At 56.8% G+C, this 15295-nt stretch carries 12 protein-coding genes; 4 read left to right on the forward strand and 8 right to left on the reverse strand.

Annotated elements, in window-relative coordinates:
• Positions 1 to 12: 12 nt before the first annotated feature.
• Together ACQG11_RS19885 and ACQG11_RS19890 are read right to left on the reverse strand one after the other, a co-directional pair.
• Positions 13 to 1458 carry a M20 family metallopeptidase gene (locus ACQG11_RS19885; protein WP_022647943.1) on the reverse strand — a complete coding sequence of 482 codons (1446 nt, stop codon included), beginning with the start codon at positions 1456 to 1458 and terminating at the stop codon, positions 13 to 15.
• Entirely contained in the window at positions 1458 to 2768 is a 1311-nt protein-coding gene (locus ACQG11_RS19890) for a M20 family metallo-hydrolase (RefSeq protein WP_426728694.1), read from the reverse strand. The genes ACQG11_RS19885 and ACQG11_RS19890 overlap by 1 nt, the downstream gene beginning before the upstream one ends.
• Before the next feature lie 175 nt (positions 2769 to 2943).
• Here ACQG11_RS19890 and ACQG11_RS19895 point away from each other — a divergent pair, with 175 nt between their 5' ends.
• Both ACQG11_RS19895 and smrA read left to right on the forward strand, forming a co-directional pair.
• Positions 2944 to 3855, forward strand: coding sequence for a LysR family transcriptional regulator (locus tag ACQG11_RS19895; protein WP_046620072.1), 912 nt, complete (start codon positions 2944 to 2946; stop codon positions 3853 to 3855).
• A 350-nt stretch (positions 3856 to 4205) separates the two neighbouring features.
• A complete protein-coding gene (smrA, locus tag ACQG11_RS19900) occupies positions 4206 to 4769 on the forward strand; it encodes a DNA endonuclease SmrA (RefSeq protein WP_023299979.1) in 564 nt (187 codons plus the stop codon).
• Between the two features lie 9 nt (positions 4770 to 4778).
• Here the strand turns inward: smrA and tcp are convergent, their stop codons facing one another.
• Positions 4779 to 6437: a methyl-accepting chemotaxis citrate transducer gene (gene tcp, locus ACQG11_RS19905; protein WP_023299980.1), complete on the reverse strand. Its 1659-nt coding sequence runs from the start codon at positions 6435 to 6437 to the stop codon at positions 4779 to 4781.
• Positions 6438 to 6581: 144 nt separating this feature from the next.
• On the opposite strand from tcp, the gene ACQG11_RS19910 reads away from it, so the two are divergent.
• Entirely contained in the window at positions 6582 to 7448 is an 867-nt protein-coding gene (locus tag ACQG11_RS19910) for an aldo/keto reductase family oxidoreductase (protein ID WP_426728695.1), read from the forward strand.
• A 46-nt stretch (positions 7449 to 7494) separates the two neighbouring features.
• On the opposite strand, the gene ACQG11_RS19915 is transcribed toward ACQG11_RS19910, so the two are convergent.
• Positions 7495 to 7695 carry a hypothetical protein gene (locus ACQG11_RS19915; protein ID WP_023299982.1) on the reverse strand — a complete coding sequence of 67 codons (201 nt, stop codon included), beginning with the start codon at positions 7693 to 7695 and terminating at the stop codon, positions 7495 to 7497.
• Positions 7696 to 8329: 634 nt separating this feature from the next.
• On the opposite strand from ACQG11_RS19915, the gene ACQG11_RS19920 reads away from it, so the two are divergent.
• Positions 8330 to 10759 carry a glucose/quinate/shikimate family membrane-bound PQQ-dependent dehydrogenase gene (locus tag ACQG11_RS19920; RefSeq protein WP_426728696.1) on the forward strand — a complete coding sequence of 810 codons (2430 nt, stop codon included), beginning with the start codon at positions 8330 to 8332 and terminating at the stop codon, positions 10757 to 10759.
• Between the two features lie 86 nt (positions 10760 to 10845).
• Here ACQG11_RS19920 and pqqF read toward each other — a convergent pair whose 3' ends face one another.
• The 4 genes from pqqF to pqqC are packed head-to-tail and all read right to left on the reverse strand — an operon-like array spanning position 10846 to position 15293.
• The gene (gene pqqF / locus ACQG11_RS19925) at positions 10846 to 13122 is read right to left on the reverse strand and encodes a pyrroloquinoline quinone biosynthesis protein PqqF (protein WP_426728697.1); all 2277 of its coding nucleotides are present in this window, start codon (positions 13120 to 13122) and stop codon (positions 10846 to 10848) included.
• Between the two features lie 5 nt (positions 13123 to 13127).
• A complete protein-coding gene (pqqE, locus tag ACQG11_RS19930; protein ID WP_426728698.1) occupies positions 13128 to 14270 on the reverse strand; it encodes a pyrroloquinoline quinone biosynthesis protein PqqE in 1143 nt (380 codons plus the stop codon).
• Complete coding sequence (gene pqqD / locus ACQG11_RS19935) at positions 14257 to 14535, reverse strand: pyrroloquinoline quinone biosynthesis peptide chaperone PqqD (RefSeq protein ID WP_426728699.1); 279 nt, start codon at positions 14533 to 14535, stop codon at positions 14257 to 14259. The genes pqqE and pqqD overlap by 14 nt, the downstream gene beginning before the upstream one ends.
• Before the next feature lie 2 nt (positions 14536 to 14537).
• On the reverse strand, positions 14538 to 15293 hold the full coding sequence (pqqC, locus tag ACQG11_RS19940) for a pyrroloquinoline-quinone synthase PqqC (protein ID WP_023306095.1): 756 nt from the start codon (positions 15291 to 15293) through the stop codon (positions 14538 to 14540).
• Positions 15294 to 15295: the final 2 nt, after the last annotated feature.

Genomic DNA, 15295 nt, shown 5'->3' on the forward strand with positions numbered 1-15295 from the left:
TGTTGTGTTTTTTTATTTTAAAGGTGACGGTGTCACGTCCTGCGGGATCGGACACTCGTACGGTTTTTCTGTTATGTGTTGTTCGAATTCTTCCCGACATTTTCGCAGCAGGTCGGCATCCTGAAGCAGATGCAGCGCGGTCGCGCCCATCACTTTTCCGGCCAGCAGCATGCCTTTATGGGCAATAGAGGTACGCCCCTGCGCCACCAATTGCCAGGTATGCAGCGGGGTGCCGACGGTAAAACAGGGGCTAAAGCACTGTGCGACAGGCATCTTCCAGCTGACATCCCCCACGTCGGTGGAGCCAGCCAGCACGTTATCGGTGATGGCGTAAGGGGCAACTTCATCCACCAGCAGCGTTTCGTGATGGCGTCGGGCAAAGGCTTTTCCCTCTTCGGCTCCCGTTGCGGCAATGTTTTTCAGGCTGTTTTGCAGGTCGTTTGCCGTGAGCGTGGCGCGGATTTCACGGGCAAATTCGCGTTCTTCTTCCGTCCAGTCCGGCGTGCCGTAATGCTGCAATGCGCGGTACATGGCCGCTTCGAGCGTACGGTTCGGCAGATAGCTGGAGCAGGCTTTATCAAAGCGACACTCGACAGTGGTTTCGGTCATCATCGCCGCGCCCTGGGCGATTTTCTCGATGCGCGCGTAGATCTGCTGCGCATCGGCCATCTCCGGAGCGCGGATCAGGTACAGCACTTCTGCCTGAGCCTGCACCACGTTAGGCGAAATTCCGCCGGTATCGGTGATGGCGTAATGAACGCGCGCTTTTTCAATGATGTGTTCGTTGAGGAAGTTTGTGCCGGTGGTCATCAACGTCACGGCATCCAGCGCGCTACGTCCCAGATGTGGGGAGTTTGCGGCATGGGCGGCGATCCCCTTAAACCGCCAGGCGGCCTGAATATTGGCCAGCGTGCTGACGTTAAACATCCCGGCAAAGGCTTCCGGATGCCAGGTCACGGCAGCGTCCACGTCGTCAAATAATCCTTCACGCACCATAAAGGTTTTACCGGAGCCGCCTTCCTCGCCGGGGCAGCCGTAAAATCGTACCGTTCCGCTGCCGCCGTGCTGTTCCAGCCAGCTTTTCACCGCCACCGCACCGGCAAAGGCAGCAGTACCCAACAGGTTATGCCCGCAGCCATGGCCGTTAGCCCCCGGGGTGGCGGATTGCGCCGTCGCGCAGTGCGCCTGCTGGCTCAACCCGGCCAGGGCGTCGTATTCGCCCAGAAGGGCGATAACGGGCTTGCCGCTGCCGTAGCTGGCAATAAAGGCGTTGGGAATGCCTCCGGCTTCCCGCATCAGGGTAAAGCCCTCGGCTTCCAGCGCGCTGGCAAGCCGTTCGGCGGACCAGAACTCTTCAAAGCGCGTTTCGGGATGATCCCAGATGTCGTCGGCAATATCGGTAAACGTCTGACATCGCGTGTCGATGGCATCAGCGATAAAAGCGTAGTTCTCCTGCATTACACACCTCGCGTCCACGGGAAATTAAGCGCAGTTCGCGCCAGTGTTTCGATGGCAACGTTCATCACCTGCTCATCAAAATCGAATTTTTCGTTGTGATGTCCGGCGCTCAGTTCGGTGCCGAAGACCATATACGAGGCCATGCCGCCGTTCTGCTGCACGCGGGCCATCATTAGCGTGGCATCTTCGGAGCCCGCAGGCGCTTTGACCTTATTAATGGCATGAGTCACGCCGGGCACCTGGCTTGCCTGTTCGCGCAGATAATCGACCCAGGCCGGGGTGGGGGCACTGGAGGTCGCCGCCCCCATCAGGTTTATCCCGGCTGTTACGCCGTAGAGTGCTGCCGCGCCGGTAATCACCGCCTGCGCGCGCTCAAAGACATACTGATTAATCGCCTCGCTTTCACCGCGGGTTTCAACCTTAAGCAACGCATCAGCCGGAACCACGTTGCGTCCGCTGCCCGCCTGCATGACTCCGACGTTAACCCGGGACGCGCCTTCGCTGTGTGGCGCGATGCCATGCAGCGCGATAGCGGCCTGGGCCGCCGCGAGCAGGGCGTTACGGCCCTCTTCCGGTTTACCGCCAGCGTGTGCGGCAACGCCGGTAAAGCGCACGTCAAATTTGGTGGTCGCCATGAAGTTATCGCTGCCGCAGATCACCGTCCCTTCCGGAACGCCGGTTCCAATATGAATGGCGGTAAAGTAGTCCACGTCGTCCAGCGCCCCTGCAGCGACCATAGCGCGGGCGCCGCGCGTACCCTCTTCGGCAGGCTGGAAGATCAGTTTGATGGTGCCGTTGAGCTGGGCTTCATACTGCTTAAGCACCTGCGCCAGCCCCAGACCAATGGTGGTGTGGCCGTCGTGCGCGCAGGCGTGCATCATGCCCGGGTTGCAGGAGGCAAAACCGTCGCGGTACGGCCGGTGGCTGTCGTCATGCGCTTCGCTCAGATCAAGCGCATCCATGTCCACGCGAAAGGCCAGCGTCGGGCCGGGGCGACCGGTATTCAGGGTCGCGACAATGCCGGTGAACCCGCCTTCGAACGGCGCGAGCCATTTTTCCGGTGCGCCTTGCGCGCGGGCGCGGGCAAATTCCCGCGCCAGGGTTGCGTCATCGGGCAACCCCATCCGGCTTTCGGCATCCACGACATCGCGACCCATCGCCAGCTCGTAACCCAGCGAGTCCAGGATCTCCGAGACTTTCGCGGCAGTGCGAAACTCCACCCAGCCGGATTCCGCGAAATGGTGAAGATCGCGACGCCATGCGCTCAGTTGGGGGGCTAATGTGTGGATGTACTGCGCCAGTGCGTTCATATCTTTTCCTGTCATCATTAAAATATGTGAACTGCTTCACGCTGTGATAGTTTTTACTTATCACTAAGCGATTTTTCACAGTTTTAACCGTTCAGGAATTACCCTCGCACATCCGATTCCATTAAAGTAGATGACAGTTTCTTTACTCTGATAAACAACGGTTATCGGTCGGGTTATGTCATTTCAGATTAAATTTCATCAAATTCGGGCTTTTGTCGAAGTGGCGCGTCAGGGCAGTATTCGCGGAGCCAGCCGGGTGCTGAATCTTTCGCAGCCCGCGCTGACTAAATCCATTAAAGAGCTGGAAGAGGGCATGGCGGCACAGCTGTTTGTGCGCCGGAGTAAAGGTGTCGCCCTGACCGAGTGCGGGGAAGGGTTTTATCACCGCGCTAATTTGATTCTGGAAGAGCTTCGCGCAGCGCAGGATGATATCCGTCAGCGTCAGGGGGAGCTGACCGGGCAGATCAATATTGGGATGGGTGCCAGCGTGGCGCGCAGCCTGATGCCCGCCGTTATCTCCCGTTTTCATGCGCAGCATCCTCAGATCAAGGTGCGGATTATGGAAGGTCAGCTGGTATCAATGATCAATGAATTACGCCAGGGTGAGCTGGACTTTACCATCAATACCTATTATCAGGGGCCTTACGATCACGAATTTACGTTTGAAAAACTCTTTGAGAAACCTTTTGCGGTATTTTGTCGGGAAGGACATCCGGCGTTGGGGGCTACCTCTATTAATGAACTTCTTCATTATAACTGGACAATGCCAACGCCGCGGGGAAGTTATTATAAGCAGCTTGAGGATATATTTCATCATCGCTCGCAGATACCGCGTATTGGCGTCGTTTGCGAAACCTTTTCGTCCTGTATTAGCCTTGTCGCACAAAGTGACTTCCTGAGCGTGCTGCCGCAGGAGTTGGGCTGCGACCCGCTGCTGGCGCACCGGCTGGTCATGCTGCCGGTTGTGGAAACACTTCCCAGAGCGGCCTATTATTTAATTCAGCGCCGTGATGCACGCCAGACGCCCCTGGCTGAATCATTAATTACACAATTCAGAAGGGAAGCGAGAAAAATAGTTTTATCGTGAAATTGCCAAAGAAAAAATAGAGCCTGTCCGACATCAGACAGACCCTACAGTACACACAGCAGTGCGTCCTTTCGCAAATCCTGGGTATTATATCCATGAGGCAGGTATATTTAGGTATAACATCTTTCCTGAAAAAAGAAAGGCGGCACGTCATTGGTTTTACAAAATTTCAACGCAAATCACTTATTTTAACTCTGCTGTAGTTTTAGTTAAGTAATATTTAAATAACTTTAATGGTAGCTATATATATTCATCAGATTAATATTTATCTTGCCCCTTGCGGTAAGGGTTATTGAGGCCCCTGCCCGGTGCAGGTATAGTACAAGCCCCGATGTGCCCGGAGGATTTCCATGAACCCTGACGACAAATCACTTTTTCTTGACGCCATGGAGGATGTCCAGCCCCTGAAACGCTGCACCGATATCCACTGGCAGCAAAGCCGTAATACCCGGGTTCGCCAGGAGATCGATACCGAGCAGCTCGACAACTTTCTCACACTGGGTTTCCTGGAACTCTTGCCGCTTGAAGAGCCGCTGATGTTCCAGCGCGAGGGCGTTCAGCAGGGCGTTATTGACAAGCTGCGCTCGGGTAAATACGCCCGACAGGCCAGCTTAAATCTGTTGCGTCAGCCCGCCGAACGCTGCCGCCAGATGCTGTACGCCTTCATTCGCCAGGCCAGCCGCGACGGTTTACGTAACCTGATTATCATTCACGGGAAGGGCCGCGAGCAGAATTCGCACCCGAACGTGGTGCGCAGTTATCTTGCCCGCTGGTTAACTGAGTTCGAGGACGTGCAGGCTTTCTGCGTGGCGCTGCCGCATCACGGCGGCAGCGGGGCATGTTATGTTTCACTCCGAAAATCCGATGAGGCGAAACAGGAGAACTGGGAACGTCACGCCAAGCGCAGCCGTTAACGGTAAGGCCTAGAACGTCTCCCAGTTTGTGTCACCTGATGCACTGACCGTGGCGGGACGCAACAGTTGCGGTGCTTTTGTATTTTTTGGCCGCGGAGCGGTGTTTTCCTGCATGTTCAGCCGGAATGCCGCCACGGCCTGGCGCAGCTGTTCAGACTGATCTTCCAGCGCCGCCGCCGCCGTTGCCGACTCCTGTACCAGCGCGGCGTTTTGCTGCGTTACGCTGTCCATCTGCGAGACCGCCAGGCTGACCTGTTCAATACCGCGGCTTTGCTCGTCAGACGCCGACGAGATTTCAGCCATAATATCGGTTACGCGTGTCACGGCCGCGACGATCTCTTTCATGGTCGCACCCGCCTCGCTCACCTGTTCCGAGCCGGTATTCACCCGGCTGACGGAGTTTTCAATAAGCCCTTTGATCTCTTTTGCCGCCTGCGCGCTGCGGCTGGCCAGCGTCCGTACTTCGCCTGCCACCACCGCAAAGCCGCGGCCTTGTTCGCCGGCACGGGCGGCTTCAACCGCCGCGTTGAGCGCCAGAATGTTGGTCTGGAAGGCAATGCTATCGATAACGCCGGTGATATGCGCAATTTGCTGAGAACTGTCGGCAATGTCATTCATGGTACGCACTACATTATTCACCACCTGGCCGCCGCGTGCGGCGGTTTCAGACGCATTCTTTGCCAGCAGCGTCGCCTGACGAGCGTTATCCGAGTTCTGTTTCACCGTGGCCGTCAGCTCTTCCATGCTGGCGGCGGTCTCTTCCAGCGAGGCTGCCTGCTGCTCGGTTCGGGCGGAAAGGTCGTTACTCCCGGCGGCAATTTCTCCTGCGCCCGTGTAGATAGAATCTGTGCTGCCGCGCACGGCGCTGACGGTGCTGACCAGCGACTGTTGCATCTCATGCAGACCGGCGGCCAGCTGGCCCATTTCGTTGCGCCCGGTAATCGCGACGTTTTGCGTCAGATCGCCGCTCGCGATGGTGCGAATATGGTTCATGATGGCGTTGAGCGGTCTCAGGAGCAGGTGCTGTAGACCCTGCCAGATCACCACCAGCACGGCGATAACGGTCAGGAAGATCGCCGCCAGCGTCCACTGCATCTGGGTAAAGCTGTTCTGGTTCTCTTCGGCGGCGGCTTTCAGCAGCACGTTGTTTTCCGCGCGCCAGCGGGTATAGACCGCCTCCATCTCATCCTGCGCCTGCTGGGCGTCCAGGTCGCCATAGGCCTGATAGTTATCGGCGCGCAAGTACGCAATGGACAAGCGCATTACCTCGTGCATGTTCTTCCAGGCTTTCTGCATCTCTTCGGTGAGCGCGGCATTTTGCCCCTTCACCTGCGGAATCGCCTGCCAGTTTTTGTAATAGTCTTCGGCTTTGGCCAGCGAACCGTTCGCGGTGCCCAGCAGCGTATTGATTGCCGCGAGAGAGGCCGGGTCGCGCTGGTTTTTCAGGTAGCGGATCGCCACGCGAGTGACGGTAACGCGCGTTTTCACCAGGGTGTTCACACTGTCGCTCAGGCTCTCCTGCTGGGCATTAAGCAACCCGGAGTTCTGAAAGTTGTGACGATCGTTGTTAACGGCAGAGTAGAACAACCCTCCCGTGACAACTTGCAGCAGACAGAATATGGTGAGGGCAAAGATAATACCGGTAATCACGTGCAGATTTTTCAGCATGGCGGTCATCCGTAATAGAAGAGGCAGGGTTACATCAATACTATCGTCGTAGCGAATTTAAACTTTAATTTTACTATTGCTTAACTAATGGTTTCGTTGCGGAACCTGTTGTAAACCCGGATCATTTTAATGAGGAAGGTCAGCATGAGCAGCATAGATAAATGCGGAACATTCACGCTCGGAACGCGTACGGTTAAACGGTTTGGCTATGGCGCGATGCAGCTTGCCGGACCTGGCGTTTTTGGTCCGCCAAAAGACAAAAATGCGGCGCTGGCGGTGTTGCGTGAAGCGGTAGAGTCGGGGGTAAATCACATTGATACCAGCGATTTTTACGGCCCCAATGTGACCAACCAGCTTATCTGCGAGGCGCTTCATCCTTACCGGGATGACCTTACGATTGTGACCAAGATCGGAGCCCGACGCGGCGAGGACGCCTCCTGGCTGCCGGCGTTTTCCGCCCAGGAGCTGACGCAGGCGGTGCATGACAACCTGCGCAACCTGAAGCGAGATGTGCTGGACGTGGTTAACCTGCGGATCATGTTTAGCGCCCACGGACCAGCGGAAGGCTCGATTGCCGCGCCGCTAAGCACCCTCGCGGAGCTGCAACAACAGGGGCTGGTTCGCCATATTGGGCTGAGCAACGTCACCGCTTCGCAGGTGGCTGAAGCGCAGAAGATGGTTTCCGTGGTATGCGTACAGAACATGTACAACGTGGTGAATCGCGGTGACGATGCGCTGGTAGATTCGCTGGCGCAGCAGGGGATTGCCTGGGTGCCGTTCTTCCCACTGGGTGGTTTCACGCCACTGCAATCTTCCGGGCTACAGGCGGTGGCGGATTCACTGGATGCGACGCCTATGCAGGTGGCGCTGGCATGGCTGCTGCAACGCTCGCCAAATATCCTCTTGATCCCGGGTACTTCTTCGGTGGCGCATCTGCGTGAAAACCTGGCGGCAGCCGATCTGGTATTGCCGCCTGAGGCGCTGGAGACGTTAAATACGCTGGTGGAGTAATCCAGACAGCAGCAAAAGCCTGGGGGATTTTTCGGGCTTTAGGTGTTTATGACACAATCTGATTCCTTTGGCGGTGAAGTGCTAACGCTTCCGCCACGATTTCCTGCTTACTTTTCCGTGTTTCATACGCAGTAATGCGGATGTACTCCATCAGCGCTGGATCGATGCGCGCACTTAACATCCTGAGATCGGCCTCCTTTGCTACACCGCGAGCAACACGCTTGTCGGGATAATCACGGGCTGGCATAGAAAACGTCCTCCAAAAATTGTCTTGTTAATTTGTGCTGTAAAATATGCGCTAGTCTTGGTGTAAAGTCAATGTGTAGTGAAAGCGCAGTGAATTACTGTTTGGCTTTTCTGCGATTCAAGACTTCATTAAGTGATTTGATAGTGTTTGTATTGTCACGCTGTGAGTCCGCTTTGATGCGGAAAGTCACATTTTCAGTGCTGATAATGACGGAATGTTCAACGCACCAGACGCTCTAAAATTATTGATAACTTCTTCCTGAAACTGAACTCAGGTTTATCCCTGTGCTTATTCATGGTTATTGCTTAATTAAATCTTCTGTTTGAAGGCTCAGCTGTAAAAATCTGACGCTATAAGAACGGCCTTGGGGGAATCCTGATATTAATCCTTTAAGCAACTTACGGCTGGTCATAAATTCCAGCATCGGTGACGTAGTTAGCGATATTCGCTATTTTAACCCTGTTAAACCCATGCAATTGCGCTGGTTTTCATTTCTTCCGACATAATAGGTTTTGTCTACGTTCTCTTTTTAATTTATGCTTCGCATACGAACAATTAGCGTTGTGCAGGGTTTTAACATCGTGGCAGTTAATAAAACCCTGCTTTATATAAAGTAATCAGGAGATTCATTTTTATGTCAGACAATAATCCCCGCCCATTGGGCTGGTTAGGCCCGTGGTGCCTGCTGGTGGGTGTGGTACTTCTTGTGACGGGGCTGTTTTTTGCCATCGGCGGTTTTAAACTGGCTTCCCTGGGGGGGAGTTGGTACTTTCTCATTGCCGGGGTTTTCACGCTGCTCTCTGCTATTCAGTTTTTCCGCCGCAAATCCTCTGCCGTAGGGCTGTTTGCTCTGGTGTTTCTTGGCACCCTGATTTGGGCATTTTTCGATGCCGGACTCGACTTCTGGCCCCTGGTTTCCCGATTAATGGTACCCGCCGGGCTGATGGTGCTGGCAGCAGCCACCTGGCCTGCATTGCGTAAGCGTGAAGGAAAACCGTCCTCCACGAAAGGGGCGATAGCGGTCTGCGCGGTCCTTATTATCGGCATGGGCGTCACCTTTGTTCAGATGTTTCAACCCCATCCGACCGTGCCGTTTAGCGGCGAAAAGCGCCCGCTGGTGCCGGTAAAAGAAGAGGCGAAACAGCAGAACTGGGATCACTACGGTAATACGGCTGGCGGTAGTCGCTTTGTGTCGCTGGACCAGATAACCCGTGACAACGTGAAAAACCTGAAACCGGTCTGGACCTACCATACCGGTGATATTCCGCAAAGTCCGGATGGCAATGGCGCAGAAGATCAGCAAACGCCGCTACAGGTAGACGATCGTGTCTTCCTCTGTACGCCGCATAACAACGTGATCGCCGTGGATGCCGATAGCGGGAAAGAGATCTGGAAAGCGGAAATCAACGCTAAGTCTGCAATCTGGATGCGCTGCCGTGGCCTGGCGTACTTTGATGCCACCAAACCGCTGGCACAGCCAACGGTAGCCGGCTCCACACCGGTTCTGCCAGCGCAGGTCGCACCGGGCGCGGCATGCCAGCGCCGTATCCTGATGAATACCATTGACGGTAAGCTGATCGCGTTAGACGCCGATAACGGCAAATTCTGCCCGGACTTCGGTACTAACGGCAGCGTTAACCTGCATGAAGGAATGGGCGACGCGTCAGATCCAACCTATGTGTTGACGTCGGCCCCGACGCTGGCGGGTACCACGGTCGTGGTTGGCGGCCGCGTTGCGGATAACGTCAGCACCGATATGCCGGGCGGCGTAATACGTGGTTATGACGTGATCACCGGCCAGCTGCGCTGGGCGTTCGATCCGCGTAATCCGGATCCGAACTATGTTCTGAAGCCGGGCGAACACTACAAACGCAGCTCCGCAAACTCCTGGGCCCCTATGTCCTGGGATGCGTCGATGAATACCGTGTTTATCCCGATGGGAAGTTCCTCTGTCGACCTGTGGGGCGCTGACCGTATTCCGGAAGATCACAAATACGCCACCTCAATTCTCGCGCTGGATGCGACTACCGGGAAAGAGAAGTGGGTATACCAGACCGCGCATAACGACCTCTGGGATTTCGATATCCCGATGCAGCCGAGCCTGGTTGATTTCCCAACGAAAGAGGGCAACAAGCCCGCGGTGGTGGTGGGCACTAAAGCGGGGCAAATTTACGTTCTCGATCGCCTGACGGGTAAACCGCTCACTGAAGTGAAAGAGGTTCCGGTAAAACCAGCGGATATTCCACGTGAACAGTACCCGGCAACGCAGCCTCGCTCTGTGGGGATGCCGCAGATTGGCGCTGAAACCCTGAAAGAATCGGATATGTGGGGGGCGACGCCGTTTGACCAGCTGGCCTGTCGTATCAGCTTCAAATCAATGCGTTATGACGGTCTGTACACGATGCCGGGAACCGATATTTCCCTGAGCTTCCCGGGCTCGCTGGGTGGAATGAACTGGGGCAGTTTGTCCACCGATCCGAACAACCAGTATATCTTCGTCAATGACATGCGTCTGGGCCTGTGGGTTCAGCTGATTAAGCAAGATCCGCAGAGCGCGGTGGCAAACACGGGCGGTGAAGCCGTGAACGCCGGGATGGGCGCCGTTCCGATGAAAGGAACGCCGTATTCGGTCAACAAAAACCGTTTCATGTCACCGCTGGGCATTCCGTGCCAGAAACCACCGTTTGGCTCTCTCTCCGCCATTGACCTGAAAACGCAGAAAATCGTCTGGCAGGTGCCGGTCGGTACCGTACAGGATACCGGTCCGTTTGGGGTAAAAATGCGTATGCCAATGCCTGTCGGTATGCCGACGCTGGGCGGTACGCTGGCCACGCAGGGCGGTCTGGTCTTCATTGCGGGAACCCAGGATTACTACCTGCGCGCCTTTGATTCCTCTACGGGGGAAGAAGTGTGGAAAGCGCGTCTTCCGGTGGGTAGCCAGGGCGGACCTATCAGCTATGTATCACCGAAAACCGGCAAACAGTACATTCTGATCTCTGCTGGCGGTGCACGCCAGTCGCCGGATCGTGGTGACTACGTGATTGCCTACGCGCTGGATAAATAACAGCGAAATAAGCAACCTGGCCCCGTCGTAGTACGGGGCTTTTTTTTGACTAAAAACCACGGATATGAAGAAAGCGGCGGGTCCGGTCAGCCCGTGAAAAGCACCCGCCAGCGACGGCGATGGCGAGTCATCTCGCGCCATAGTGCGATTATCTCGTCATGTTGCAGGGCATCAACAGCCTGCGGCGTTAACACCGGTAAACCATAGCGCTGGCGCAGGGCGGCTACTGCCGTGGCGCTGGCATTCATCGGTGACCGGATTTGCGTCGCCAGCTGCTGTCGCAATACGCTGAACGCCGTCACATCGCACAGCGTCAGCTCACGCAAAAATTGTTTGCAGCAACCCAACAGGTTCACGGGAGAGCGGTCAGGCGACTGTAACGCCAGCAGCAGGCCATCGCGATCGGCAATACGCTGATAACGACAGCTGACCACGTAGCCAATCTGCTGTTCCACGCGCAGGCGCTGGAAAAATTGCGGTTCGCAGCATAACGCCAGCAGCCGCAGCGCGGCGAGCGATGCGCCCGGCGGCAGGGGAATAAACACCAGCAGCGCCGAATCCGCGCTGGCGTGCGGAATGTGTTCGATCCCGCCGGGACAACCGCTTAATGGCGTCGGCTTAGCGTTAACCGGCGCCCGGAGCAGGCCAAGCTGCCGGGCTAACCCGTGCGCGTGTGCGACGCTGCCGCCAACTAGCGCCGCCAGCCAGCCGTCCCGTGGCGGATCCGATGCCAGACGTTCAGGCAATTGCTGAAGCAGCTCACGGATGGCAATGCCTTCTGGCACTGGCGTAAGAGCCGGAGCGGGGAGGGAGAGGCGATCGATTATCGCCCCGATGATGTGTTCCGCCGTCACCACGGCGTCAGGAAGCCGCAGGGTGAGCTGCCAGCTACCGTCAACCGTTTGCCACTCGCCGCTGCCGTCAATATGGCGCAGTTCAGCAAGAAGAGGGCGTAACTGTTTGCTCATCGCCACCCCCTGCGCCCGTTCCACGCACGAATAAAAAGGCCTGCGCAGGATCAGCGTTGGCGGTTGTGTCTGCGCCGACAAATGCAGCAGCGGAGCGGCTTCTGACGTCGGGGCTGGCGTAACATACCTGGCAGTCTGCGGGTAGAAGGAAAACGCGATGGGGCTATCATCTGCAACCGGCTGGCGACGCCAATGGCTAAGCGGCAGAGCAAACCCCTGGCTGGCGATAATTTCAGCGGTTTCAATTTTTTTGCAGGCCAGATACGAGGTGGGCGCCGCCAGTAAATCGGCACAAAAGGCAGAAAAACTTACGGGCGCCGCACCGGGCGCAAAACCGAACGCCCGCTGGCGCAGCTGCTCCAGCGTCGTCAGGGCGCTGAAACGCTGCTGTGCCAGCCGATAATAATGCCGCTGCTGCTCATCCGTCGTTTGCTGTAGCGCCCGTAGCCAGTGGGTAATATGCGGGTCAACCTCCTCGGGTCGTTCGCTATCAACCGTTAGCGCCAGCCAGCCGTTATCGTTATCCTGATAAAGCCAGTTCAGGGCGACATCTTCTGCCAGCCCTCGCGCCCGCAGCCCGGCAATCAGGCTTCCGGGGGCGTCGTCCAGTAAAAACTCCCGAAATAAGATGACGTTGTCACATTTTCGAATTAACGGACAACGCCACAGTGCGGGTCGCTCCGTCACTGCCAGCTGAAAATCTGCTTCAGCGCTAAGACGCAACGGGGGAGCGGTTTCAGGCATGCCACCAGAAGCAAAACCGGACGCAAACGTATGGGCAAGCTCGGCCAGCGCATCCAGCGTTTGCGGCCCTTGCAGCCACAATTGCAGGTGTCCGGCCACATAATAGCGCCGATGAAAGTCGCGCAACGCGGTTTGCAGCGATCCCGTGTCCTGCCCCAGAGAATCCTGGCTACCTACCTGAAAACGGCGAAAAACTGTGGGTTCTTCCATCGCGTGGCGTGCCGCCGCTTCGCGCCTGGCGGAATCATGCTGCTGGATGAGCCGGTTTTCCGCATCAATGACCGCCACTTCGCGCTGTATGTCATCGCATGAAAGCAGCGGCGCCTGCAACATATCCCGCAGTCGTGCGATGCCGTCGTACAGGTTATCGGCGGCCACATCGAAGAAAAATGCGCTGTGGCGAGCCAGCGTGGTGGCATTGACGCTACCGCCCTGACGCTGGACCCAGGCCATGAGTCGATCGTCGCCCTGATAGCGCTGGCTACCGCGGAACAGCAGGTGCTCAAGTAAATGCGCAAGACCGGCGAAGCGCGGTGGCTCGTGATGGCTTCCGGCACTCACGCGCGCCAGCGCCGCCGCGCGTGTCGCCTGCGGCTGATGCACCAGCGTTGCGCGTAAACCGCCTGCCAGCTCCACGATGCGGGTGGTCATTATCGCTACAGTTCCCGGGTTTTATAGATAAGCTGCGAACGGGTACGGTTGCGGAACTGAAGCTGGCCGATTTTCATGTCGCTACAGGCTGCTTCGCGTCGCGCGTCCAGAATTTTATGATGATGCGGCGATTTGCTGCACACCGGATCGGCGTTATCCGCATTCCCGGTGAGCATAAAGGCCTGGCAGCGGCAGCCGCCGAAGTCCTTCTCCTTTTCATCGCAGGAGCGGCACGGCTCCGGCATCCAGTCAAACCCGCGATAGCGGTTGAAGCCGAAAGAGTCATACCAGATGGATTCCAGACTCTGATCAAGCACCGAGGGGAACTCCACCGGTAGCTGGCGCGCGCTGTGGCAGGGCAGCGCCGTGCCTTCCGGGGTCACGCTGAGGAAAATCGACCCCCAGCCGCCCATACAGCCTTTTGGTCGCTCTTCGTAATAATCAGGGGTGACGAACAGCAGGTTGGTCAGATTGCCGCTGGCGGCCATTTTTTGCCGATATTCGGCAACCACGCGTTCCGCGCGGGCGATCTGTTCCCGCGTCGGCAAAAGGCCCTGACGATTAAGGAACGCCCAACCGTAGAACTGGCAGGTGGCAAGTTCGACGTCGTCGGCGTCCAGTTCGATGCACAGCTCGATGATTTTATCGATCTGGTCGATGTTGTGCCGGTGCAGGACGAAATTCAGCACCATCGGGTAATCGCGCGCTTTGACCGCTTTGGCCATTGCCAGCTTCTGCTGGAAGGCTTTTTTATTCCCCGCCAGCGCAGCGTTGAGCACTTCATCGCTGGCCTGGAAGCTAATCTGGATATGGTCCAGACCGGCCTCGCTGAACGCGTCGAGCTTGCTTTCCGTCAGGCCAATTCCCGAGGTGATCAGGTTGGTATAAAAACCGAGATCGCGGGCGGCGCGGATCAGCTCCGGCAGATCTTTACGCGTCAACGGTTCGCCGCCGGAAAAACCTATCTGCACGCTGCCCATCGCCCGCGCCTGGCGGAAAACCTCAATCCACTGTTCAGTGGTCAGCTCCTGATCCTGCCGGGCAAAGTCCAGCGGGTTAGAGCAGTAAGGACACTGTAGCGGACAGCGATAGGTCAGCTCCGCCAGCAGCCACAGCGGTGGATTGACGGTGGGTTTATTCTGGCTCACGGAAAATAATCCACTTCTGTTGATAAGCGATTTGCAGGAATTCTACGACGTCGTCATCCACGCCGCCGGCTTCCGGGAACCGTTCGTTGAGTATGGCAATGATGGCCGCCGCGTCGCGTTGGCCATCGACCAGTTCGAGGATTGCGGTCGCGGTCTCATTGAGTTTAGCCATGCCTTCCGGATAAAGGATGACATGGCTGTCCTGAGCGGCTTCCCATTGCAGGCGATAGCCGCGACGAAAGGCGACGATGGAGTTTTTTTGCATGCTTATACCAGTCGGGTTGTGTGCCAGGCCGCTTTGTCGGTGACCGTGTGATAAGGCGGACGCTGTAGCGCGTAGGCCATGGTCATCGCGTCGAGCATCGACCACAGGATATCGAGTTTGAACTGAAGGATCTCCAGCATCCGATTCTGCTTTTCTGCGCTATCGCAGTAACTCTTCGCCAGCTCCAGACCGTGTTCAACGTCGCGGCTGGCCTGGCTGAGGCGGCTGCGAAAATAAAAATAGCCTTCCTCTTTGATCCACGGATAGTGCTGCGGCCAGCTGTCGAGACGCGACTGATGAATTTGCGGGGCAAACAGTTCGGTGAGCGAACTGCATGCCGCCTCCTGCCAGTTGGCGCGGCGGGCGAAGTTAACGTAAGCGTCCACGGCGAAACGGACGCCGGGCAGCACGTGGCGTTCGCTGATTAAGTCGTCGCGGCTAAGCCCTACGGCTTCGCCCAGCTGTAGCCAGGCTTCGATCCCGCCGTCATGACCGTTGCTGCCGTCGTGATCGAGGATCCGCTGCACCCATTTTCGACGCGTGTGCGGATCCGGGCAGTTCGCCATAATGGCCGCATCTTTCAGCGGGATCGTCGTCTGGTAGTAAAACCGGTTCGCCACCCAGCCCTGGATCTGCTCGCGGCTGGCCTCGCCGTTATGCATCGCGATATGGTACGGATGGTGAATATGATAGTAGGCGCCTTTCGCCCGGAGGGCGTGTTCAAACTCTTGCGGCGAGAGCGTTTCACGAATGTGCATAG

Origin of the sequence: Enterobacter cloacae complex sp. 372C4, from assembly GCF_050030615.1 — a bacterium.
GTDB lineage: Bacteria > Pseudomonadota > Gammaproteobacteria > Enterobacterales > Enterobacteriaceae > Enterobacter > Enterobacter intestinihominis.